This is a genomic window from Mycolicibacterium pallens (assembly GCF_019456675.1).
Classification (GTDB): Bacteria; Actinomycetota; Actinomycetes; order Mycobacteriales; family Mycobacteriaceae; genus Mycobacterium; species Mycobacterium crocinum.
On sequence record NZ_CP080333.1, the window covers coordinates 2,691,397 to 2,712,370 of the forward strand.

The 20,974-nt window shown below is 68.0% G+C and carries 22 protein-coding genes; 16 read left to right on the top strand and 6 right to left on the bottom strand.

The genetic code is table 11. The annotated features are described in order from the left end of the window. The first annotated feature begins 152 nt into the window (after window positions 1-152). Window positions 153-1,079, top strand: coding sequence for a heme o synthase (locus tag K0O64_RS13270; protein ID WP_071945212.1), 927 nt, complete (start codon window positions 153-155; stop codon window positions 1,077-1,079). Between the two features lie 75 nt (window positions 1,080-1,154). Here K0O64_RS13270 and K0O64_RS13275 read toward each other — a convergent pair whose 3' ends face one another. Next, window positions 1,155-2,129, bottom strand: coding sequence for a quinone oxidoreductase family protein (locus K0O64_RS13275; protein WP_071949879.1), 975 nt, complete (start codon window positions 2,127-2,129; stop codon window positions 1,155-1,157). A 19-nt stretch (window positions 2,130-2,148) separates the two neighbouring features. On the opposite strand from K0O64_RS13275, the gene K0O64_RS13280 reads away from it, so the two are divergent. Then, window positions 2,149-3,099: an ATP-grasp domain-containing protein gene (locus K0O64_RS13280; protein WP_425574796.1), complete on the top strand. Its 951-nt coding sequence runs from the start codon at window positions 2,149-2,151 to the stop codon at window positions 3,097-3,099. On the opposite strand, the gene K0O64_RS13285 is transcribed toward K0O64_RS13280, so the two are convergent. Then, window positions 3,049-4,005: a COX15/CtaA family protein gene (locus tag K0O64_RS13285; protein WP_096311354.1), complete on the bottom strand. Its 957-nt coding sequence runs from the start codon at window positions 4,003-4,005 to the stop codon at window positions 3,049-3,051. The genes K0O64_RS13280 and K0O64_RS13285 overlap by 51 nt on opposite strands. Before the next feature lie 116 nt (window positions 4,006-4,121). Between K0O64_RS13285 and K0O64_RS13290 the strand changes: the two genes are divergently transcribed. Further along, window positions 4,122-5,720: an FMN-binding glutamate synthase family protein gene (locus K0O64_RS13290; protein WP_096311355.1), complete on the top strand. Its 1,599-nt coding sequence runs from the start codon at window positions 4,122-4,124 to the stop codon at window positions 5,718-5,720. A gap of 2 nt (window positions 5,721-5,722) precedes the next feature. Here K0O64_RS13290 and K0O64_RS13295 read toward each other — a convergent pair whose 3' ends face one another. The 3 genes from K0O64_RS13295 to mptB form a co-directional block, all read right to left on the bottom strand. Continuing rightward, window positions 5,723-6,499, bottom strand: a complete 777-nt coding sequence (locus K0O64_RS13295; protein ID WP_071945204.1) for an ABC transporter permease — start codon at window positions 6,497-6,499, stop codon at window positions 5,723-5,725. A gap of 61 nt (window positions 6,500-6,560) precedes the next feature. Continuing rightward, a complete protein-coding gene (locus K0O64_RS13300) occupies window positions 6,561-7,469 on the bottom strand; it encodes an ABC transporter ATP-binding protein (RefSeq protein ID WP_096312844.1) in 909 nt (302 codons plus the stop codon). Window positions 7,470-7,489: 20 nt separating this feature from the next. Then, entirely contained in the window at window positions 7,490-9,211 is a 1,722-nt protein-coding gene (gene mptB / locus K0O64_RS13305; protein WP_164520070.1) for a polyprenol phosphomannose-dependent alpha 1,6 mannosyltransferase MptB, read from the bottom strand. A gap of 36 nt (window positions 9,212-9,247) precedes the next feature. Between mptB and K0O64_RS13310 the strand changes: the two genes are divergently transcribed. The 13 genes from K0O64_RS13310 (at window position 9,248) to K0O64_RS13370 (ending at window position 20,405) form a co-directional block, all read left to right on the top strand. Beyond that, window positions 9,248-9,991, top strand: coding sequence for a helix-turn-helix transcriptional regulator (locus tag K0O64_RS13310; RefSeq protein ID WP_096311357.1), 744 nt, complete (start codon window positions 9,248-9,250; stop codon window positions 9,989-9,991). A gap of 17 nt (window positions 9,992-10,008) precedes the next feature. Then, window positions 10,009-11,439, top strand: a complete 1,431-nt coding sequence (sufB, locus tag K0O64_RS13315) for a Fe-S cluster assembly protein SufB (protein ID WP_096311358.1) — start codon at window positions 10,009-10,011, stop codon at window positions 11,437-11,439. Beyond that, the gene (sufD, locus tag K0O64_RS13320; RefSeq protein WP_096311359.1) at window positions 11,440-12,630 is read left to right on the top strand and encodes a Fe-S cluster assembly protein SufD; all 1,191 of its coding nucleotides are present in this window, start codon (window positions 11,440-11,442) and stop codon (window positions 12,628-12,630) included. Beyond that, a complete protein-coding gene (gene sufC, locus K0O64_RS13325) occupies window positions 12,627-13,400 on the top strand; it encodes a Fe-S cluster assembly ATPase SufC (RefSeq protein WP_071945194.1) in 774 nt (257 codons plus the stop codon). Before sufD ends, sufC begins: the two co-directional genes overlap by 4 nt. A gap of 1 nt (window position 13,401) precedes the next feature. Next, entirely contained in the window at window positions 13,402-14,646 is a 1,245-nt protein-coding gene (locus K0O64_RS13330) for a cysteine desulfurase (RefSeq protein ID WP_096311360.1), read from the top strand. After that, a complete protein-coding gene (gene sufU, locus K0O64_RS13335; protein WP_096311361.1) occupies window positions 14,643-15,107 on the top strand; it encodes a Fe-S cluster assembly sulfur transfer protein SufU in 465 nt (154 codons plus the stop codon). The genes K0O64_RS13330 and sufU overlap by 4 nt, the downstream gene beginning before the upstream one ends. Next, window positions 15,104-15,439, top strand: a complete 336-nt coding sequence (locus tag K0O64_RS13340) for a metal-sulfur cluster assembly factor (protein ID WP_096311362.1) — start codon at window positions 15,104-15,106, stop codon at window positions 15,437-15,439. The genes sufU and K0O64_RS13340 overlap by 4 nt, the downstream gene beginning before the upstream one ends. A 9-nt stretch (window positions 15,440-15,448) precedes the next feature. Beyond that, on the top strand, window positions 15,449-16,018 hold the full coding sequence (locus tag K0O64_RS13345; RefSeq protein WP_096311363.1) for a hypothetical protein: 570 nt from the start codon (window positions 15,449-15,451) through the stop codon (window positions 16,016-16,018). 44 nt (window positions 16,019-16,062) lie between these two features. Beyond that, window positions 16,063-17,178, top strand: a complete 1,116-nt coding sequence (locus K0O64_RS13350) for an NADH:flavin oxidoreductase (RefSeq protein ID WP_220046422.1) — start codon at window positions 16,063-16,065, stop codon at window positions 17,176-17,178. 44 nt (window positions 17,179-17,222) lie between these two features. Then, entirely contained in the window at window positions 17,223-17,585 is a 363-nt protein-coding gene (gene trxA, locus K0O64_RS13355) for a thioredoxin (protein ID WP_096311365.1), read from the top strand. A 61-nt stretch (window positions 17,586-17,646) separates the two neighbouring features. Beyond that, window positions 17,647-18,468, top strand: a complete 822-nt coding sequence (locus K0O64_RS13360; RefSeq protein ID WP_096311366.1) for an enoyl-CoA hydratase — start codon at window positions 17,647-17,649, stop codon at window positions 18,466-18,468. A 23-nt stretch (window positions 18,469-18,491) separates the two neighbouring features. Next, window positions 18,492-20,120: an ABC-F family ATP-binding cassette domain-containing protein gene (locus tag K0O64_RS13365; RefSeq protein WP_096312845.1), complete on the top strand. Its 1,629-nt coding sequence runs from the start codon at window positions 18,492-18,494 to the stop codon at window positions 20,118-20,120. A 96-nt stretch (window positions 20,121-20,216) separates the two neighbouring features. Further along, window positions 20,217-20,405 carry a helix-turn-helix domain-containing protein gene (locus tag K0O64_RS13370; protein ID WP_047333396.1) on the top strand — a complete coding sequence of 63 codons (189 nt, stop codon included), beginning with the start codon at window positions 20,217-20,219 and terminating at the stop codon, window positions 20,403-20,405. Here K0O64_RS13370 and K0O64_RS13375 read toward each other — a convergent pair. Continuing rightward, window positions 20,392-20,973, bottom strand: a complete 582-nt coding sequence (locus tag K0O64_RS13375) for a TetR/AcrR family transcriptional regulator (RefSeq protein WP_071945177.1) — start codon at window positions 20,971-20,973, stop codon at window positions 20,392-20,394. The two genes, K0O64_RS13370 and K0O64_RS13375, sit on opposite strands and share 14 nt — an antisense overlap. Window position 20,974 lies beyond the last annotated feature (1 nt).

A 20,974-nucleotide genomic window follows, 5' to 3' on the forward strand; every position in this document is an offset into this window, starting at 1 on the left:
GTGCTGCTACCAGCGTTACCCGCGGGTGAAGCTCTACACCGCAAACTGTGTCATCACGATGGAATGACCGTGAATCGACCCGTCCGTGCGGAAGTGCTCGCGCGGCCGACTACCATCCTCTGTAGTAGATCGTCAGGTCAGGAGTCAGTTGCGTGAGAGTTCGCGAAGTGCACCTCGTTGACGGGGCGCCCATTCGATTCCGCGACCGGCTCCTCGGCTACCTCGCGCTGACCAAGCCGCGCGTCATCGAGCTGCTGCTCGTCACCACGATTCCGGCCATGCTGCTGGCCGGCCGCGGCACCGTCGACCTGCCGCTGATCTTCAACACCCTGTTCGGTGGTCTGCTGGCCGCGGCGGGCGCCAACACGCTGAACTGCGTGGCCGACGCCGACATCGACAAGGTGATGAAGCGCACGGAGCGCCGCCCGCTGGCCCGGGCCACGGTGCCGCGCAGCCACGCCCTGGTGTTCGGCCTGACGCTGTCGGTCGGCTCGTTCTTCTGGCTCTGGTGGACCACCAACCTGCTCTCGGCGCATCTGGCCGCGGCCACGATCGCGTTCTACGTGCTGATCTACACCCTGCTGCTCAAGCGGCGCACCTCGCAGAACGTGGTGTGGGGCGGCGCGGCCGGCTGCATGCCGGTGATGATCGGCTGGTCGGCGGTCACCGACACGATCGGCTGGCAGGCCCTGGTGATGTTCGCGATCATCTTCTTCTGGACGCCGCCGCATACCTGGGCGCTGGCCATGAAGTACAAGGACGACTACGCGGCCGCCGGCGTCCCGATGTTGCCCGTGGTGGCCACCGAGCTTCAGGTCACCAAGCAGATCCTGATCTACACCTGGCTGACCGTGATCGCGACGCTGGCGCTCGCGCCTGCTGCCGGCTGGCTGTACGGCTCGGTGGCGGCGCTGGCCGGTGGCTGGTTCCTGATCATGGCGCACCGCCTGCATGCCGGCGTGCGCCGCGGCAACCCGGTCAAGCCGCTGCGGTTGTTCCTGCATTCGAACAACTACCTGGCGCTGGTCTTCGTCGCGCTGGCCGTCGACTCCGCCCTCGCGCTGCCGACCCTGTTCTAAGACACCGAGATCGACGATTTGCAGCGATCTACTCGCACAAATCCTGCGAATCGTCGGTTTCGCCGAGTGGTGGAGTCAGGGCAGCAGGACGATCGAGCCGGTCGTTTTGCGGCCCTGCAGATCGCGGTGCGCCTGCGCCGCCTCGGCGAGGGGATAGTGTCCGCCGACGGTGATCGTGATCGAGCCGCTGGCGATCGCGTCCAGTAATTCGCCCGCTCGCCAAGCGAATTCATCCGGCGTCCGGGTGAAGTGGGCGAGGTTGGGCCGGGTGAGGAACACCGACCCGGCGGCGTTGAGCCGCTGCGGATCGACCGGCGGAACCGGTCCGCTGGACGCGCCGAACAGCGCCAGGGTGCCCCGGACCGCCAAGCTCGCCAGGCTGGCGTCGAACGTCGTCTTGCCGACCCCGTCGTAGACCGCCGCGACCCCGTGACCGTTGGTGAGGTCGCGGATCTTGGCGGCGAACTCGCCGGGCTCGTCGGGATAGTCGAGCACCTCGATCGCGCCGGCCTGCCGCGACAACTCCGCCTTTTGCGGGCTGGAGGCAGTCGTGATCACCCGCGCACCCAGGCTCGTGGCCCACTGCGTCAAGATCAGCCCCACGCCGCCGGCGCCGGCATGCACCAGGACGAAGTCGCGGGCCTGCACCGCGTACACCGACTTGATCAGGTAATGCGCCGTCATCCCCTTCAGCAGTGCCGACGCGATCGCGTCCGACGGCACCGAGTCCGGTACGTAGGCGACGAAATCTGCTGGGGCCGTACAGAAGTCGGCATAGGCACCAGACGCCACCGCGGTGACCACCCGGTCGCCGGGCTTGATCGCGGCGACGTCGTCTCCGACGGCGGCGATCGTGCCGCACACCTCGGTGCCCAGCACGAAGGGCAGCTCCCGCGGATACAGGCCGGAACGGAAATAGGTGTCGATGTAGTTGACGCCGATCGCGTCCGCGGCGATCAGCACCTCGGCCGGGCCGGGCGTGGGTTGCGGCTTCTCGACGTAGTTCAGGACCTCGGGGCCGCCCGTCTCGGCGACTTCGATCGCATGCATGGTCACTATCATCCCCGGTGTGAGTGCTCGCCCGAATCTGGCTCGTCCCGATGTCTTCCATCCGAGCATCGTGCTGGCCGGATGCCCGCAACTGGTGACGGGCGACGGTGACGACGACGGGCTGATCGCCGCCCTGCGCACCCGGGGGCTGCATGCCCGCTGGCTGTCCTGGGACGACCCGCCGACCGAGACGGCCGACCTGGTGATCCTGCGGGCCGCGTGGGACTACGCCGAACGCCGCGAGGAATTCCTGGCCTGGACCAGGCGGGTGCGCCATCTGCTCAACGCACCGGACGTGGTGGCCTGGAACAGCGACAAGCATTATCTGCAGGACCTCGCCGACGCGGGCGTCCCCACCATCGCGTCGTTCTTCGTCGAACCCGGGGACACCGTGCGTCTGCCCAAGGGCGAGATCGTGGTCAAACCCGCCATCGGTGCCGGCTCGATCGACACCGGCAGGTTCGTCGACGCCGCCGCGGCGCGCAAGCACGTCCGCGCCCTGCAGGACAGCGGACGCACCGCGTTGATCCAGCCCTACGACGCCCGCGTCGAGCAGGGGGAGACCGCGCTGGTGTTCCTCGGCGGCCGGCAGTCGCACGCGTTCACCAAAGGGCCGATGCTGCCGCCGGAAGGGGAGTCGCCCACGCTGCACGATTCCGGGACTTACGTCGAGGAGTCGCTGGCCCCGGCCGATCCCGACTTCGAGATGTGGGACGTCGGCGCGGCCGCGCTGGCCGCCGCCGCGGGCCATCTGGGCATCGACATCAGTGAATTTCTCTACGCCCGAGTCGATCTCATCGGCGGCGCCGACAATCCGCTGCTGCTGGAGCTCGAGGTGATCGAGCCGGGGCTGGGCTGGCGTCAGCTCGACGAACGCACCCGCGATCTTCAGCAGCGTGCCTTCGCCCTCGAAGTCGAGTCAGCCCTCGAGCGTCTTGGGCTCGGTCCGCTGTCGCATCGACGCCCATAGCGCGGCGGTGGCAGCGGTGCAGGCCGCCGCGCCCGCGACGTGCACGGCCACCAATGCGGCCGGGACACCGGTGAAGAACTGCACCGCACCGACCAAGCCCTGGGCCAGAACAAGACCGACGAGCACCGCCAGCCGCGTCATGATCGACCGCGGCGCAAACACCGCCTGAAGGCCGGCGGCAAGCCCGACCAGCAGCGCCAGGTAGGCGATCAGCAGCGTCGAGTGCATGTGCACCAGTGTGAGGATCTCGACCTCGAGTCGCGGCACCACCCGCTGCGGGCTCTTGTCACCGGCGTGCGGGCCTGCGCCGGTCACCAAGGTGCCGGTGACCAGAATCGCGGCGAGCGTCACCGCACCGAGCACCGTCAGGTGCCGCAGCGGCTTGGGCACCAGCGCGGTCGAGATGCCGTCGTCGGGCTCGCCGATCTTCACGTAGAGCAGGGTGGCCAGCCACACCATCGCCATCGAGGCCAGCAGGTGAATCGCCACCGTCCACCAGGCCAGCCCGGCCAGCACGGTGATGCCGCCGAGCACCGCCTGCACCACCGTCGACGCCGGCATCAACCAGGCGTAGACGAGCACCTCACGGCGGCGCCGGGCGCGGGTAACGGCCAGCACGGCCAGGATCGCGGTGATCACGACCAGGAAGGTGATCATCCGGTTGCCGAACTCGACGGCCTGGTGAATGCCGGGCACTTCGGCGTGCGGGACCGGGACGAAGCTGCCGGGGAAGCACTGCGGCCACGTCGGGCAACCCAGCCCCGACGCGGTGACGCGGACGATCGCACCGGTGACGGCGATGCCGCCCTGGGTCAGAATCACCGCGGCGGCGATGATGCGCTGGACGCGCAGGCTCGGCAGTGGCAGCAGGTCCACCAGTCGCAGGAAAAACCGTCCGACGGGCACGGCCCGATCGTAGAGGACCGCTAACTACGTCCTGTAGTAGGGCCGTCCGTGCGACCCCCGGCGTGGTGACTCCGGTCCCTACCGGCCGGGGCCGGACCGATGGCAGGGTGGGCCGCATGAAGAAGCGGACGCTCGCCGCACTGGTTCCCGCCGCCCTCGCCGGCATCGCTCTGCAGGACCTCGTCCAGAAGGAGCATGCCCTCCGCCGTAATTTCCCGGTGATCGCGCGGGCGAGATATCTGCTCGAGTCGATCGGCCCGGAGCTGCGCCAGTACATCATCACCAGCAACGACGACGAGCGGCCGTTCAGTCGCGATCAGCGACGCTGGGTGTACACGTCGGCCAAGAAGAACAACAACTACTTCGCGTTCGGTACGGACAACGACACCGAGAACGCCTCCTATCCGATCATCAAGCAGGCCACCTTCTCCGACGTCGTCCCCGCCTCGCCGATCCACGGGCGCGACATCGAGCTGCCGGGCGGAAAGATACTGGGCGGACCCCGGGGACGTCGGCACGCCTTCCGCCCGTCGTCGGTGGTCAACGTGTCGGCGATGTCGTTCGGCTCGCTCAGCCCGCAGGCGATCCAGGCGATCAACAAGGGAGTGAAGCTCGCCGGCTCCTGGCACAACACGGGCGAGGGTGGCTTGTCGGACCATCACCGCCAGGGCGGCGACCTGGTGTTCCAGATCGGCACCGGCTACTTCGGCTGCCGCAACGAGCGCGGCGAGTTCGATCTCGACCGGCTGATCGACGTCGTGCAGTCCGGCCCGGTCCGCGCCGTCGAGTTCAAGCTCAGCCAGGGCGCGAAACCCGGTCTGGGCGGCCACCTTCCGGGTGCCAAGGTGAACGCCGAGATCGCCCGGATCCGGGGTGTCCAGGAGGGCAAGGACGTTGTCAGCCCGTCCCGGCACACCGCATTCCGCAATGTTGACGAGATGCTCGACGTCGTCGAGCGGGTCGCCGACGCCACGGGACTACCGGTCGGAATCAAGTCCGCGGTGGGCGAGATCGGATTCTGGCAGGAGCTGGCCGCCCGGATGGGGGACGGGCAGCGCGGCGTCGACTTCATCACGATCGATGGTGGCGAGGGCGGTACCGGCGCCGCCCCGCTGGTCTTCGCCGACCACGTGTCGTTCCCGTTCCGGGTCGGCTTCGCCCAGGTTTACGGGGTGTTCGCACAGGCCGGTCTGACCGATCGGGTCACCTGGATCGGGTCAGGCAAACTCGGCCTGCCCGCCAACGCGATCGTGGCGTTCGCCCTGGGCGTCGACCTCATCAACGTCGCGCGCGAGGCGATGTTGGCGATCGGCTGCATCCAGGCCCAGAAGTGCCACACCGACCGCTGCCCGACCGGTGTCGCGACGCAGAACCCATGGCTCGCTCGGGGTTTGGATCCCGAGCAGAAGTCACATCGGCTGGCGAACTACATCATGACGTTGCGCCGTGACCTGCTGAAGGTCTCGGAGGCGGCCGGGGTCCGTCACCCCGCGCTGCTGAGTCCGAACGCCGTCGAGATCCTCGACGGCGACCGTCAGCACCGGCCGCTCGCCGACGTGTACGGCTACCAGCCGGGGTGGGGCACCCCCGGGCAGGAGATCGCCAGCGGCATCGACGAGTACATGTCGCGGTGCGCGAATCTGCCGGGCGCCGACCGAGTCGTCGAGCACGAACCGCTGAAGCTGGCGACCGAGCCGAACCAGGCGATCGAATAGCCTCAGGTGAACCGGAACCAGCGCAGCGCCGCCAGGGCCGAGACCGCACCCCACGCCGCCAGCACCGCGATACCGAACCAGTCCACCGACAACGACATCGCTCGCGTCAGCGCCTCGGTGAGGGCGCCGGACGGGGTGAGTCGCGCCACCCAGGCGAGCCCGCGCGGGATCGCGCTGGTTTCCAGCGTCAGCGCCCCCAGCCCGGCGAACACGAACCACAGCAGGTTGGCGACGGCGAGCACGATCTCGGCGCGCAGCGTCCCGCCCAGCAGCAGCCCCATCGCCGCGAATCCCGCTGTGCCGAGCGCGATCACCACCGCGCCGAGCAGCAGGCCGAGCGGGTTGGGTCGCCAGCCCAGGGCCAGGCCGATGCCGCCGAGCAGCAGCGCCTGCAGGAACACCACGGTCACCACGGCCAGCGATTTGCCCGCGATGATGCCCCACACCGGAAGGGCGGTGGCGCCCAACCGTTTCAGGGCCCCATAGCGGCGATCGAACGCCACGGCGATGGCCTGGCCGGTGAACGCGGTCGAGATCACCGCCAGCGCCATGATCGCCGGGACGAACACCGCGACCCGGTGCGCGCCGAACGAGCCCAGCGGCAGCAGGGTGAGCCCGATCAGCAGCGTGATCGGGATGAACATCGTCAGCAACAGCTGTTCGCCATTGCGCAGCAACAGTTTCAGCTCGAGGCCGTATTGCGCGGCCAGCATCCGCGGCACCGTACTGGGCCGCGGGTCGGGGGAGAAGGTGCCCGCCGGGAAGAGCTCGCTCGTCATGGCGCTACCTCGCAGGCTCGGTTGCGCCATGTCTGCCCATGATTCGCTCCGTACGCGTCGCTCATGGACGCAACTCCTTGCCGGTCAACTCCAGGAACACGTCCTCGAGGCTGCGCTGCTCTACCCGGACATCGGTGGCCAGCACGTCGAGCCGCGCGCACCACGCCGTCACCGTCGCCAGCACCTGCGGGTCGATCTTGCCCTCCACGAGATACTCTCCGGGCGAAACCTCTTTGGCCGCATAGCCTTCCGGCAAGGCCACGACCAACAGTGTCAGATCGAGCTGACGCGGAGCGGAGAACCGCAGCTGGCCCTCGGCGCCGTCGCGCATCAGCTCTGCGGGTGTACCGGACGCGACGGCCGAGCCGTGGTCGATGATCACGATCCGGTCGGCGAGTTCTTCGGCCTCCTTGAGCTGGTGGGTGGTCAACACCACCGTCACACCGTCGCGGCGCAGTGCGTCGATCAGCTCCCACACCACCAGCCGCGCGTGTGCGTCCATGCCGGCGGTCGGCTCGTCGAGGAACACCAGCTCGGGTCGTCCGACCAGCGCACACGCCAGCGCGAGGCGCTGCTGCTGGCCGCCGGAGAGCCGCCGGTAGGTGGTGCGGGCGGCGTCGGTGAGCCCCAAGGTATCCAGCAGCCACGCCGGATCGAGCGGGCTGGCGGCGTAGGAGGCCACCAGGTTCAGCATCTCGCCGGCCCGAGCCGCCGGGTAGCCGCCACCGCCCTGGAGCATCACGCCGATCCGCTCGCGCACGCGCGCGTTGTCGGCGACCGGATCCAGGCCCAGCACCTCGATCGTGCCGCCGTCGGGGCGCGTGAAGCCCTCGCACATCTCGACTGTCGTCGTCTTGCCCGCCCCGTTGGGACCGAGCAGCGCCAGCACCTCGGCGGCGTGCACCTCGAGATCGAGGTTCGCAACGGCCGTCGTCGACCCATAGTGCTTGGACACCCCGCGCAGTCGCACGGGGATTTCGCGGCCGGAACTCACGGTGACTCAGCGTATGCGCCGGGCGCGGGGCGCGGCGCCGGTGGTTCGGTGGGCGGCTCGGCAGGCGGGGCGTCCGGCTCCTGACCGCTGAACGTCTCGTTGGTCCCGGGCACCTTGCGCCAGGGCAGTCGATGGAACGTCAGCGCGATCAGCACCAACACGATCACCGTGCTGGCCAGCGTGGCGTCGACGATCTGGAACAGGGCGAAGCGGTCGCCGTTCGCGGTCGGCCCGAAGATTCCAACGACGAGTGACACCGCGATCGTGGCGATGCGGAAACCGGGACGGGTGGCCCAGGCCGCCAGCGGGATGATCGCCCACAGCAGGTACCAGGGCTGCACGACGGGGAAAAGCAGCACGGTCGCGCCCAGCGCGACGCCGAGGCCGCCGACCGGATGCAGCCGCCCGCGCAGCACGGCCAGCAGAAGCCAGGTGACCGTGATCATGATGATCAGCACACCCATCGCGCGGGTCAGCGACAGCACGGCCGTGGTGTGATCGCCGAGCCCGAGCAGGATCCCGACCTGGCCGGTACCCAGCGCCAACAGCGTCGGCGGCGACATCCAGCTGCGCACCACGTTGGCGGTGCCGAGCGTGAAGATCCAGCCGAATCCCAGGCCGCTGGCCCAGCCGATGATCGCCATCACCACCAGCGACAGCGTGGCCATCAGCGTGCTGGCCAGCAGGAACGCCCTGACGTTCGAGCCCCAGCGGTAGGCCAGCGCCATGCCGACGAAGCCCAACGCCAGCAGACCGGGCAGCTTGACCTGCGACGACATCGTGATCAGCACGGCGCCCAGAACGAGCATCGCCGGCGGCACCCACTGTGCCCAATCGTCCCGTCCCTGCGGCCAGCGCAGCGGCTTCGGCCACAGCGGCTTGGCCGAATCGATGCCGCGCAGGGCGAATTCGGTGCCGGTGAGCATCAGACCCAGCATCAGCGCCTCGTTGTGGATGCCGGCGACCAGATGCATCAACAGCAGCGGGTTGGCCGCTCCCAGCCACAGCGCGCTGACCTCGGCCACCCCGCACCGGCGGGCCAGCCGCGGCACCGCCCACACGATCATGCCGACGCCGAGCAGAACCACCACCCGGTGGCTGAGGACCGCGGCCACGATGTTCTCGCCGGTCAACGCGGATATTCCCCGCCCGACCCAGAGGAACAGCGGTCCATACGGCGCCGGCGTCTCGCGCCACAGGCTGGGTACCGAGAGCGTGAAGACGTGGTCGAGGCCAAGCCCGGGCGCCGGGCCGACCTTGTAGGGGTTGAGCCCGTTGGCCGAGATCTGGCTCTGCGCCAGATAGGAGTAGACGTCCTTGCTGTACATCGGAGGGGCGATCAGCAGCGGCACCACCCACAGCAGCAGAGTGTGATCAAGCTGACTGCGCGTCATCCGGCGGCTGCCGAGCGCAAAACGGCCGAGCATCAGCCAGGCCAACGCCATCATCACCGCGCCGGTGGTGGTCATGGTCAGCGACACGGTCTGGATGCGTGACGGCAGGTTGAGCAGCCGCACCCCGAAGGTGGGGTCCTGCACGACCGGGCGAGCACCGGCACCGAGCGCACCTATCGCCATCAGCACCGTTCCGGTGGCGCCGAAGAGCCGAGTCCGGCGCATCGCGCGGAATTCGGCATCATTCAGGGGCGCGCCGACGGTGCGTTCATCGCCGTGCAGACGGGCGATCGATGAACTCAGCGAGAGCTGGCGGGCTGCCACCACAGCACTCTATCCGGCAGCTTTTTCGCCCTCAGCGTGCTAAGGGTGCCCTTGCTAGACCTGGTTGGGGAATTGCGTAACACTGGTGTTGTGAAATTCCCGTCCGATGCTGATGCTGTGCCCGTGGTGGGCACCGCAGTGCACGACGGACAGACCCGGCGCTCCATTGTGCAGCTCCTGGTCGAGTCGGGATCGATCACCGCCGCCGAGATCGGGCAGCGGCTGGGCATCTCCGCCGCCGGTGTCCGCAGGCACCTCGACGCACTGATCGAAGCCGGCGACGCGCAGGCGAATGCCGCGGCGGCGTGGCAGCAGGCCGGCCGCGGCAGGCCCGCCAAGCGGTACCGGCTCACCGCGGCAGGGCGTGCCAAGCTCGAGCACACCTACGACGACCTGGCGTCCGCCGCGATCCGCCAACTGCGCGAAATCGGCGGGGACGCGGCTGTTCAGACGTTCGCCCGGCGCCGGATCGATGCGATCCTCGCGGGAGTAACGGAAGGTCCGGACGACGTTGAATCGACTGCCGAGCGGGTAGCCGACGCAATGACGAAGGCCGGTTACGCGGCGACGACGCGGGTGGGCGGACCCATGCAGGGCATCCAGATCTGCCAGCACCACTGCCCGGTTTCGCATGTCGCCGAAGAGTTTCCGGAACTGTGCGAGGCCGAGAAGCAGGCCATGTCCGAGGTCCTCGGCACCCACGTACAGCGGTTGGCGACCATCGCCAACGGCGACTGTGCCTGCACCACCCACGTGCCGCTCACACCGGTACACCACTAGACCAGAAGGAGCGTCGCATGACACTCACCCCGGAGACGCCGTTGACCCAGGAGGAGACCATTGCCTCCTTGGGCAAATACGGCTACGGCTGGGCCGACTCCGACGTTGCCGGCGCCAGCGCGCAGCGTGGACTCTCCGAGGCTGTGGTGCGCGACATCTCGGCCAAGAAGAGCGAACCCGAATGGATGCTCGACATCCGCCTGAAGGCGCTGCGCACATTCGACAAGAAGCCGATGCCGAACTGGGGCTCCAACCTCGAGGGCATCGACTTCGACAACATCAAGTACTTCGTGCGCTCAAGCGAGAAGCAGGCCGCCACCTGGGACGACCTGCCCGCGGACATCAAGAACACCTACGACAAGCTCGGCATCCCCGAGGCCGAGAAGCAGCGCCTGGTCTCCGGCGTCGCCGCGCAGTACGAGTCCGAGGTCGTCTATCACTCGATCCGCGAGGATCTCGAGGCGCAGGGCGTCATCTTCCTCGACACCGATTCGGGCCTGCGGGAGCACCCCGAGCTGTTCAAGCAGTACTTCGGCACGGTGATCCCGGCCGGGGACAACAAGTTCTCCGCGCTCAACACTGCGGTGTGGTCGGGCGGCTCGTTCATCTACGTCCCGAAGGGCGTGCACGTCGACATCCCGCTGCAGGCCTACTTCCGGATCAACACCGAGAACATGGGACAGTTCGAGCGGACGCTGATCATCGTCGACGAGGACGCCTACGTCCACTACGTCGAGGGTTGTACCGCGCCGATCTACAAGAGCGACTCGCTGCACTCCGCGGTCGTCGAGATCATCGTGAAGCCCGGCGGCCGGTGCCGGTACACAACCATCCAGAACTGGTCGAACAACGTCTACAACCTGGTAACCAAGCGCGCCCGTGCCGAGGCCGGCGCCACCATGGAGTGGGTCGACGGCAATATCGGCTCGAAGGTGACGATGAAGTACCCGGCCGTGTGGATGACCGGTGAGCACGCCAAGGGCGAGGTGCTCTCGGTGGCGTTCGCCGGCGAAGGGCAACACCAGGACACCGGCGCCAAGATGCTGCACCTGGCCCCGTACACGTCGAGCAATATCGTGTCCAAGTCGGTGGCGCGCGGCGGTGGTCGGGCGTCCTACCGCGGCCTGGTTCAGGTCAACAAGGGCGCACACGGGTCGCGTTCGAGCGTGAAATGCGATGCGCTGCTTGTCGATACGGTCAGCCGCAGCGACACCTACCCCTACGTCGACATCCGCGAGGACGACGTCACGATGGGGCATGAGGCCACCGTGTCCAAGGTCAGCGAGGATCAGCTGTTCTATCTGATGAGCCGCGGCATGACCGAGGACGAGGCAATGGCGATGGTCGTGCGCGGCTTCGTCGAGCCGATCGCCAAGGAACTCCCGATGGAGTACGCCCTGGAGCTGAACCGGCTGATCGAGCTGCAGATGGAAGGTGCGGTCGGTTAAGTGAGCAATCTGACCAAGGCAGTGGAGGGTTCGCGACTCACTGCCATCAACAAGGGTGAGCAATTCAGCTCCTTCGACGTCGACGCCTTCGAGGTGCCGGGCGGTCGCGACGAGATCTGGCGGTTCACCCCGCTCAAGCGACTGCGCGGTCTGCACGACGGCTCCGCCGTCGCCAACGGCTCCGCGCCGATCACGGTGACCGAGCGCCCCGGCGTGACGGTCGAGACCGTCCGCCGCGGCGACGAGCGACTCGGTCAGGGCGGCGTTCCCAGCGATCGGGTTGCCGCTCAAGCATTTTCGTCATTCAACTCCGCGACGATCGTCACCGTCGCGCGGGACACCGAGGTCGCCGAGCCCATCGAGATCACCGTCGACGGTCCCGGCGAGGGCGGGGTGGCCTACGGCCACCTGCAGATCCGCGTCGAGGAACTGTCCCGTGCGATCGTGGTCGTCGATCTGCGCGGCAGCGGCACCTACGCCGACAACGTCGAGATCATCGTCGGCGACTCGGCCGGCCTGGGCGTCATCTGGATCGCCGACTTCGCCGACGACATGGTCCACATCAGCGCGCATCACGCCAAGCTCGGCAAGGACTCGGTGCTGGGCCACGTGAACGTCACCCTCGGCGGCGACGTGGTGCGCACGAGTACGACGGTGCGGTTCACCGGCCCCGGCGGGGACGCCAAGCTGCTGGGCACCTACTTCGCCGACGCCGGGCAGTTCTTCGAGTCCCGGCTCCTGGTCGACCACGCCCAGCCGAACTGCAAGTCCGACGTGCTGTACAAGGGTGCGCTGCAAGGGGATCCGGACTCCAAGAAGCCCGACGCGCACACCGTCTGGGTGGGCGATGTGCTGATCCGGGCCGAGGCCACCGGCACCGACACCTTCGAGGTCAACCGCAACCTGGTGCTGACCGACGGCGCCCGCGCCGACTCGGTGCCGAACCTGGAGATCGAGACCGGCGAGATCGTCGGCGCCGGACACGCCAGTGCCACCGGCCGTTTCGACGACGAGCAGCTGTTCTACCTGCGCGCCCGCGGCATCCCCGAGGATCAGGCCCGCCGCCTGGTCGTGCGCGGTTTCTTCAACGAAATCATCGCCAAGATCGCGGTCCCCGAGGTGCGCGAGCGCCTCACGGACGCCATCGAACGAGAACTTGCCATCACCGAGTCGAAAGCAACCCAGCCATGAGCACTTTGGAAATCAAGGACCTTCACGTCAGCGTCGCCAACGAGGACGGCACCGAGAAGGAAATCCTCAAGGGCGTCAACCTGACCGTGAAGTCGGGGGAGACCCACGCGGTCATGGGCCCCAACGGATCCGGCAAGTCCACGCTGTCGTACTCGATCGCCGGCCACCCCAAGTACCACGTCACCTCGGGGTCGATCACCCTCGACGGTGAGGACGTGCTGGCGATGAGCGTCGACGAGCGCGCCCGCGCCGGCCTCTTCTTGGCCATGCAGTATCCGGTCGAGGTGCCCGGCGTGTCGATGTCGAACTTCCTGCGGACCGCGGCGACCGCCGTCCGCGGCGAGGCGCCCAAGCTGCGGCACTGGGTCAAAGAGGTCAAGTCAGCAATGGCCGACCTGGAAATCGACCCGCAGTTCGCCGAACGCAGTGTGAACGAGGGCTTTTCCGGCGGTGAGAAGAAGCGCCACGAGATCCTGCAGCTGGGTCTGCTGAAGCCGAAGATCGCGATCCTCGACGAGACCGACTCCGGCCTGGACGTCGACGCCCTGCGCGTGGTGTCCGAAGGTGTCAACCGCTATGCCGAGGCCGAGCACGCCGGGGTCCTGCTGATCACGCACTACACCCGGATCCTGCGCTACATCCGCCCGCAGTTCGTCCACGTCTTCGTCGACGGCCGGATCGTCGAATCCGGCGGCGCCGAGCTGGCCGACGAGCTCGAGGAGAACGGCTACGTGCGGTTCACCCAGCAGGCCGCGCCGACAGGAGCCTGACATGACCGCCTCGGTGGACCTGGATGTCACTGGCATCCGCGCCGACTTCCCGATCCTGAATCGGGTCATGCGGGGCGGACATCAGCTGGCCTACCTGGATTCCGGGGCGACCTCGCAGAAGCCGCTGCAAGTTCTCGACGCCGAGCGTGAGTTTCTGACCACCTCCAACGGCGCGGTGCACCGGGGTGCGCACCAGCTGATGGAGGAGTCGACCGACGCCTACGAACGAGGCCGGGCCGATATCGCCGCGTTCGTCGGCGCCGACACCGACGAGCTGGTGTTCACCAAGAACGCCACCGAATCGCTGAACCTGGTGTCGTATGTGCTGGGTGACGAGCGCTTCGAGAAGGCGGTCGGTCCCGGGGACGTCATCGTCACCACCGAACTGGAACACCACGCCAACCTCATCCCGTGGCAGGAACTGGCCCGGCGCACCGGGGCGACCCTGCGCTGGTACGGCGTGACCGACGACGGCCGTATCGACCTCGATTCGCTGCAGCTCGACGGGCGGGTGAAAGTCGTTGCCTTCAGCCATCATTCGAATGTCACCGGTGCGATCGCGCCGGTCGGCGAGCTGGTGTCGCGGGCCAAGGCAGTCGGCGCACTGACCGTTCTGGACGCCTGCCAGTCGGTTCCGCATCAGCCGGTGGACTTCCGCGCACTGGACGTCGACTACGCCGCGTTCTCCGGTCACAAGATGTTGGGCCCCACCGGGATCGGCGTGCTCTACGGCCGGCGCGAGCTGCTGGCCGCGATGCCGCCGTTCCTCACCGGCGGATCGATGATCGAGACGGTCACCATGGAGGCCGCCACCTACGCGCCCGCACCCCAGCGATTCGAGGCAGGCACCCCGATGACGTCGCAGGTCGTCGGGTTGGGCGCGGCCGCACGGTATCTCGACACGATCGGCATGGCCGCGGTCGAGGCGCACGAGAACGAATTGGTGGCCGCCACACTCGAGGGGCTGGCAGCACTACCCCAGGTGCGGATCATCGGGCCGACGACGCTGGAGCACCGCGGATCGCCGGTGAGCTTCGTCGTCGACGGTGTGCACGCCCACGACGTCGGGCAGGTACTCGACGACGAGGGCGTGGCCGTACGCGTCGGGCACCACTGCGCCTGGCCGTTGCACCGCCGGTTCGGCATCGCCGCCACCGCGCGGGCGTCGTTCGCGGTCTACAACACGCTCGACGAGGTGGACCGCCTGGTGGCCGGGGTGAAGCGAGCGGTGGAGTTTTTCTCGTGAAGTTGGAGCAGATGTACCAGGAAGTGATCCTGGACCACTACAAGCACCCGCACCACCGCGGGCTGCGGGAGCCGTTCGGCGCCGAGGTGCACCACGTCAATCCCACGTGCGGCGACGAGGTCACGCTGCGGGTGGCGCTGTCCGAGGACGGCGAGAAGGTCACCGATATCTCCTACGACGGCCAGGGGTGCTCGATCAGCCAGGCCGCCACGTCGGTGCTCACCGATCAGGTGATCGGACTGACCGTCGGCGACGCGCTCAAGACGGTGGCGGCGTTCAGCGAGATGGTGTCGTCGCGGGGGACCGTCGAAGGCGACGAAGATGTGCTGGGTGACGGAGTGGCCTTCGCCGGTGTGGCGAAGTATCCGGCCCGGGTGAAGTGTGCACTGCTGGGCTGGCTGGCGTTCAAGGACGCAGTGGCCCAGGCATCGCATCGAAAAGACTTGGAGGACAAGCGATGACCGAGCCCAATCAGTTGCTGGACGATATCGAGGAAGCCATGCGTGACGTGGTCGATCCCGAACTCGGCATCAACGTCGTCGACCTCGGCCTGGTCTACGACCTCAACGTCGAGAAGGGCGACACCGGAACCGTCGCGAAGATCGACATGACGCTGACCTCGGCGGCCTGTCCGCTGACCGACGTCATCGAGGATCAGACGATGACCGCCCTCGTCGGCGCCGGCCTGGTCAACGAGGCCAAGATCAACTGGGTGTGGAACCCGCCGTGGGGCCCGGACAAGATCACCGAGGACGGTCGCGAACAGCTCCGCGCGCTGGGGTTCACTGTCTAATCTGAGCTGATGCTCACCGTCCCGGCCTTCGTCTGGCGCGGCGGTGCTATCGGTCGCGGTGCCGTGGTGGGCCTCGGCACCGGAATCTTCCTCGGCCTGCTGGCGTGGCTGGACTCCGGACTGTGGTTCGCGGGTCTGCTGGCGGGCGCCATCATCACCGTGATCTACGGCATCTGGCTGGGCTGGCGGATGGCGAAGCACTGGCCCGGCGCCAAGGCGCTGACCGGTGAACAGCGTGTACGCGTCGCGGGCGTCACCCGCTGGGGCGGACGCATCGGCGACCCGGCGCTGGCGCAACCGGTGGTCGACTTCGCCGACGGGATGCACACATCCGCCGAAACCGGCCGACACTTCCGGTGGGTGGTGCCACTGATCCTCGTCGTCGCGATCGGGACCGCGGCGTGGGACGCGGCATTCGGCTCGACGCGCGATGTGATCGCGTCCTGCGTGTACCTCGTGCTGCTGGGTATCGAGCTGTTCTGGTGGCCCGGGCGCCGAGATCAGTTGCTGGTCAACGCCGATTGTGCCCGCGAGCGCGCCGTCGCGCTCATCGAGACCACCGCGCGAAAATCACAGTGAGCCGAACGGAATCAACACGCCACCCGATGCGGTTGTAGCCGGTCATGGATGATGCACGCGCGCAGGAACTGTTCACTCCGCTGACCGTCGGATCGCTGACCGTGCCCAACCGGTTTGCGATGGCGCCGATGACCCGGACCGCCTCACCGGACGGGGTCCCCGGACCCGACGTCGCGGCTTACTACGGCAGGCGTGCCGCCGGCGGCACCGGGCTGATCATCACCGAGGGCGTTCGCATCCCGCATCCCGCGGCCGGCTGGCCCGACCGCGTCCCCAACCTCGACGGCGACGACGTGCTGGCGGGCTGGCGCGCCGTCACCGATACCGTCCACTCATACGCTGGAACCATCGCCGCCCAGCTCTGGCACCAGGGCGTCGCGCGCGGCGTGCATGACGGTGACCGCCCCGACCAGACACCGGTCAGCCCGTCGGGCATCGACATCGCCGGTGGCACGACCGGCCGCGCGCTGAGCGCCGAAGAGCTACCTGAACTCGCGCAGGCGTACGCGGTGGCCGCCGCCAACGCCAAGGCCGTCGGCTTCGACGCCGTCGAAATCCACGGCGCGCACGGCTACCTGCTGGACCAATTCCTCTGGGAGCACACCAATCACCGCACCGACGGCTACGGCGGCTCGCTGGCGGCGCGCACCAGGTTCCCGGCCGAGGTCGTCGCCGCGGTGCGGGCGGCCGTCGGCCCCGACTTCCCGATCATCTACCGGTTCTCCCAGTGGAAGATGAACCGCTACGACGCTCAGGTGGCCGGCAGCGCAAGCGAACTCGAGCAACTACTCGCCCCGCTGGTGGAGGCCGGGGTCGACGTCCTGCACCCGTCGACGCGGCGGCACTACCTGCCGGGCTTCCCCGACGAGAACCCGGAACTGAGCCTGGCCGGCTGGACCAAGAAGGTGACCGGCCTGCCCGTCATCGCCGTCGGATCGGTGGGCCTGGAAACCGAATTCCGGCCCGGCGAGGGCAGCGGACCGATACCGCCGTCGTCCATCGACCGGCTGCTCGACCAGTTCGCGGCCGGCGAATTCGACATCGTGGCCGTCGGGCGGGCCCTGCTCGCCGACCCCGCGTGGGTGAATCGGGTGCGCGAGGGCACGCTCGACGAGTTCGGCGGTTTCGATGCGGCCAGCGCCCTGGCCCGTTTGTATTAGCAGCTAGAGGGAACACACAGCGAGACCCAGACGTTAGGACTGACGTGGCTACCCAAGACCTGACCGCACAGAACTTCAACGACACCATCACCGGCAACGACATCGTGCTGGTGGACTTCTGGGCGTCGTGGTGCGGACCGTGTCGCGCCTTCGCGCCGACGTTCACCAAGTCGTCCGAACAGCACCCGGACGTCGTCTACGGCAAGGTCGACACCGAGGCCGAGCAGGAGCTGGCGGCCGCTGCCGAGATCCGCTCGATCCCGACGCTGATGGCCTTCAAGAAGGGCAAGCTGATCTTCAACCAGGCCGGCGCCCTGCCGCCCGCCGCGCTCGAGGATCTGATCCGCCAGGTCAAGGAGTTCGACGTCGACGCGGCCATCGCGTCTCAGTCGCAATCCGAGACGTAGTACTTCCCCCTAGTCGCTCCGCTCCTGCCCCCGAGGCTTTCGCGCGGGTTACCGTGCAACGGTGATTCGTGACTCTGGTTTCGTCCTCGTCGAAAAACCGCAGGCAGGCGTGGCTCTGGTAACCCTGAACCGGCCCGAGCGGATGAACTCCATGGCGTTCGACGTCATGTTGCCGCTGCGGGAAGTCCTCGCCGAACTCGCCCATGAGAACGACGTGCGCGCGGTTGTGCTCACCGGCGCAGGCCGAGGCTTCTCCTCCGGGGCCGACCACAAGTCCGCCGGTTCGGTGCCGCACGTCGCGGGATTGACCCGCCCGTCGTTCGGACTGCGCTCGATGCAGGTGCTCGACGATGTGATCCTCGCCATGCGCAAGCTGCCCCAGCCGATCATCGCCGCGGTCAACGGTGCCGCCATCGGTGGCGGGCTGTGTCTGGCGCTGGCGGCAGACATTCGGGTCGCCGCCAGTGGCGCCTATTTCCGCGCGGCCGGGATCAACAACGGACTGACCGCCAGTGAGCTGGGCCTGAGCTATCTGCTGCCGCGCGCGATCGGCTCGTCGCGGGCGTTCGAGATCATGCTCACCGGCCGCGACGTCGACGCGCAGGAGGCCGAACGGATCGGGCTGGTGTCCCGCCAGGTGGCCGACGACGAGTTGTTGCCGGTCTGCTTCGAGATCGCCACCCGCATCGCGGCGTTCTCCCGGCCGGGAACCGAGTTGACCAAGCGGACGCTGTGGAGTGGACTGGACGCCGGTAGCCTGGAAGGGCATATGCAGGCCGAGGGCCTCGGGCAGCTCTATGTGCGCCTGCTCACCGCCAACTTCGAAGAGGCGGTTGCTGCGCGCGCCGAGAACCGCGCCCCGGTCTTCACCGACGACAAGTAGCCAGACATGAAGGAGTAGTGCGCGTGATTACCGCAACGGACCTGGAGGTCCGCGCCGGCGCGCGCACACTGCTCCTCGCTGAAGGCCCCGCGCTGCGGATCCAGCCGGGTGATCGCATCGGTCTGGTCGGGCGCAACGGCGCGGGCAAGACGACGACCATGCGAATCCTGGCGGGGAAGGGCGAACCGTACGCGGGCACCGTCGTGCGCACCGGCGACATCGGCTATCTGCCGCAGGATCCCCGCGAGGGCGACCTCGATGTGCTGGCCCGCGACCGGGTGCTCTCGGCCCGCGGCCTGGACACGCTGCTGTCCGATCTGGAGAAGCAGCAGGCACTGATGGCCGAGGTGGTCGACGACGCCGCCCGCGACAAGGCCATTCGCCGCTACGGCCAGCTCGAGGAACGCTTCGCCGCACTCGGCGGGTACGCCGCCGAAAGCGAAGCGGGCCGCATCTGCGCGAGCCTGGGTCTGCCGGAGCGGGTGCTCACCCAGCCGCTGCGCACCCTGTCCGGTGGGCAGCGCCGGCGCGTCGAGCTGTCGCGGATCCTGTTCGCCGCCAGCGATACTGGCGCAGGCTCGGCCACCACGCTGCTGCTTGACGAGCCCACCAACCACCTCGACGCCGACTCGATCGGCTGGCTGCGGGGCTTCCTGCAGAACCACACCGGCGGACTCGTCGTCATCAGCCACGATGTCGACCTGCTCGCCGACGTGGTCAACCGCGTGTGGTTCCTCGACGCCGTGCGCGGTGAGGCCGACGTCTACAACATGGGCTGGCAGAAGTACCTCGACGCCCGTGCCACCGACGAGCAGCGCCGACGCCGCGAGCGGGCCAACGCCGAGAAGAAGGCCAGTGCGCTGCGCACCCAGGCCGCCAAGATGGGCGCGAAAGCCACCAAAGCCGTTGCCGCGCAGAACATGTTGCGCCGCGCCGAGCGGATGCTCGCCGAGTTGGACGCCGAGCGGGTGGCCGACAAGGTGGCTCGGATCAAGTTCCCGACGCCGGCGCCGTGCGGTAAGACGCCGCTCGTGGTCAAGGGACTGACCAAGAACTACGGGTCGCTGGAGGTGTTCACCGGCGTCGACCTGGCGATCGACCGTGGCTCGCGGGTCGTGGTGCTGGGCCTCAACGGTGCCGGTAAGACGACGCTGCTTCGGCTGATCGCCGGCACCGAAACTCCCGACGCCGGCGGACTGGAACCCGGGCACGGGCTCAAGATCGGTTATTTCGCACAGGAACACGACACGCTCGACAACAACGCGACGGTGTGGGAGAACATCCGTCACGCCGCCCCGGACACCGGCGAGCAGGACCTGCGCGGCCTGCTCGGTGCGTTCATGTTCACCGGCCCCCAGCTCGAGCAGCCGGCCGGAACACTGTCGGGCGGTGAGAAGACCCGACTGGCTCTGGCCGGTCTGGTGGCCTCGACGGCCAATGTGCTGCTTCTCGACGAGCCGACCAACAACCTCGATCCCGCCTCGCGCGAACAAGTTCTCGATGCGCTGCGCAGTTATCAGGGTGCAGTCGTACTGGTCACCCACGATCCGGGTGCCGCGGAAGCGCTCGACCCGCAAAGGGTGGTGCTACTTCCGGACGGCACCGAGGACTTCTGGTCCGACGAGTACCGGGACCTCATCGAGCTCGCCTGACAACTGGCATAAACGATTTCGGTCATTTCTCCCAACTCCCCGACGCACGCTCCTACTCTGTGGGCTATTGGTGCGGATCCACCGGGGAGGGTGATCATGAGGAAGCCCAACGAAGCTCGAGATCAGTTGTTGAACAACCTGCGGAACGCCTACGAGGGCGGGGCGAGCATTCGCACCCTGGTGGCGTCGACGGGTCGTTCCTACGGCTCGATCCACGCGTTGTTGCGCGAGTCCGGGACCACCATGCGCAGCCGCGGTGGCCCCAACCACGTCACGCGTCGCTAGCGCGCTCGCGCTGCCGCACTGAATCTTCCACCAGATCCAGCACTGCCGAGAGTCGCTGGGGATCCTCGCCCGCGGCCAGCCGGGCGACCAGTCCGTCGAGCACGAGGTCCAGGTAACACTGCAGCACGTCGGGCGCCACATCGTCGCGCAGCCGGCCCGCCTGCTTCTGTCTGCGCAGTCGCTCGGAGGTGGCCGACGCCAGTTCCGCTGAGCGCTCCGTCCAGCCCTGATGGAACACCGGATCGTTGCGCAGTTTGCGGGCGATCTCCAAACGTGTGGCCAGCCAATCGAATTGATCGGGCGCGGCCAGCATGTCGCGCATCACCTGGATGAGCCCCTCGCGCGCCGCGACGTCGGCCATCCGCGCCGCATCCTCGCGCGCGAGTGCGAAGAACAAGGTGTCCTTGTCGCGGTAGTGATGGAATATCGCACCGCGTGACAGACCGATGGTCTGCTCCAGGCGGCGCACGGTCGCTTGCTCATAGCCGTACTCGGCAAAGCAGCGCCGTGCGCCGTCGAGGATCTGGCGACGGCGAGCCGCCAGATGGTCCTCGCTGACCCTGGGCACG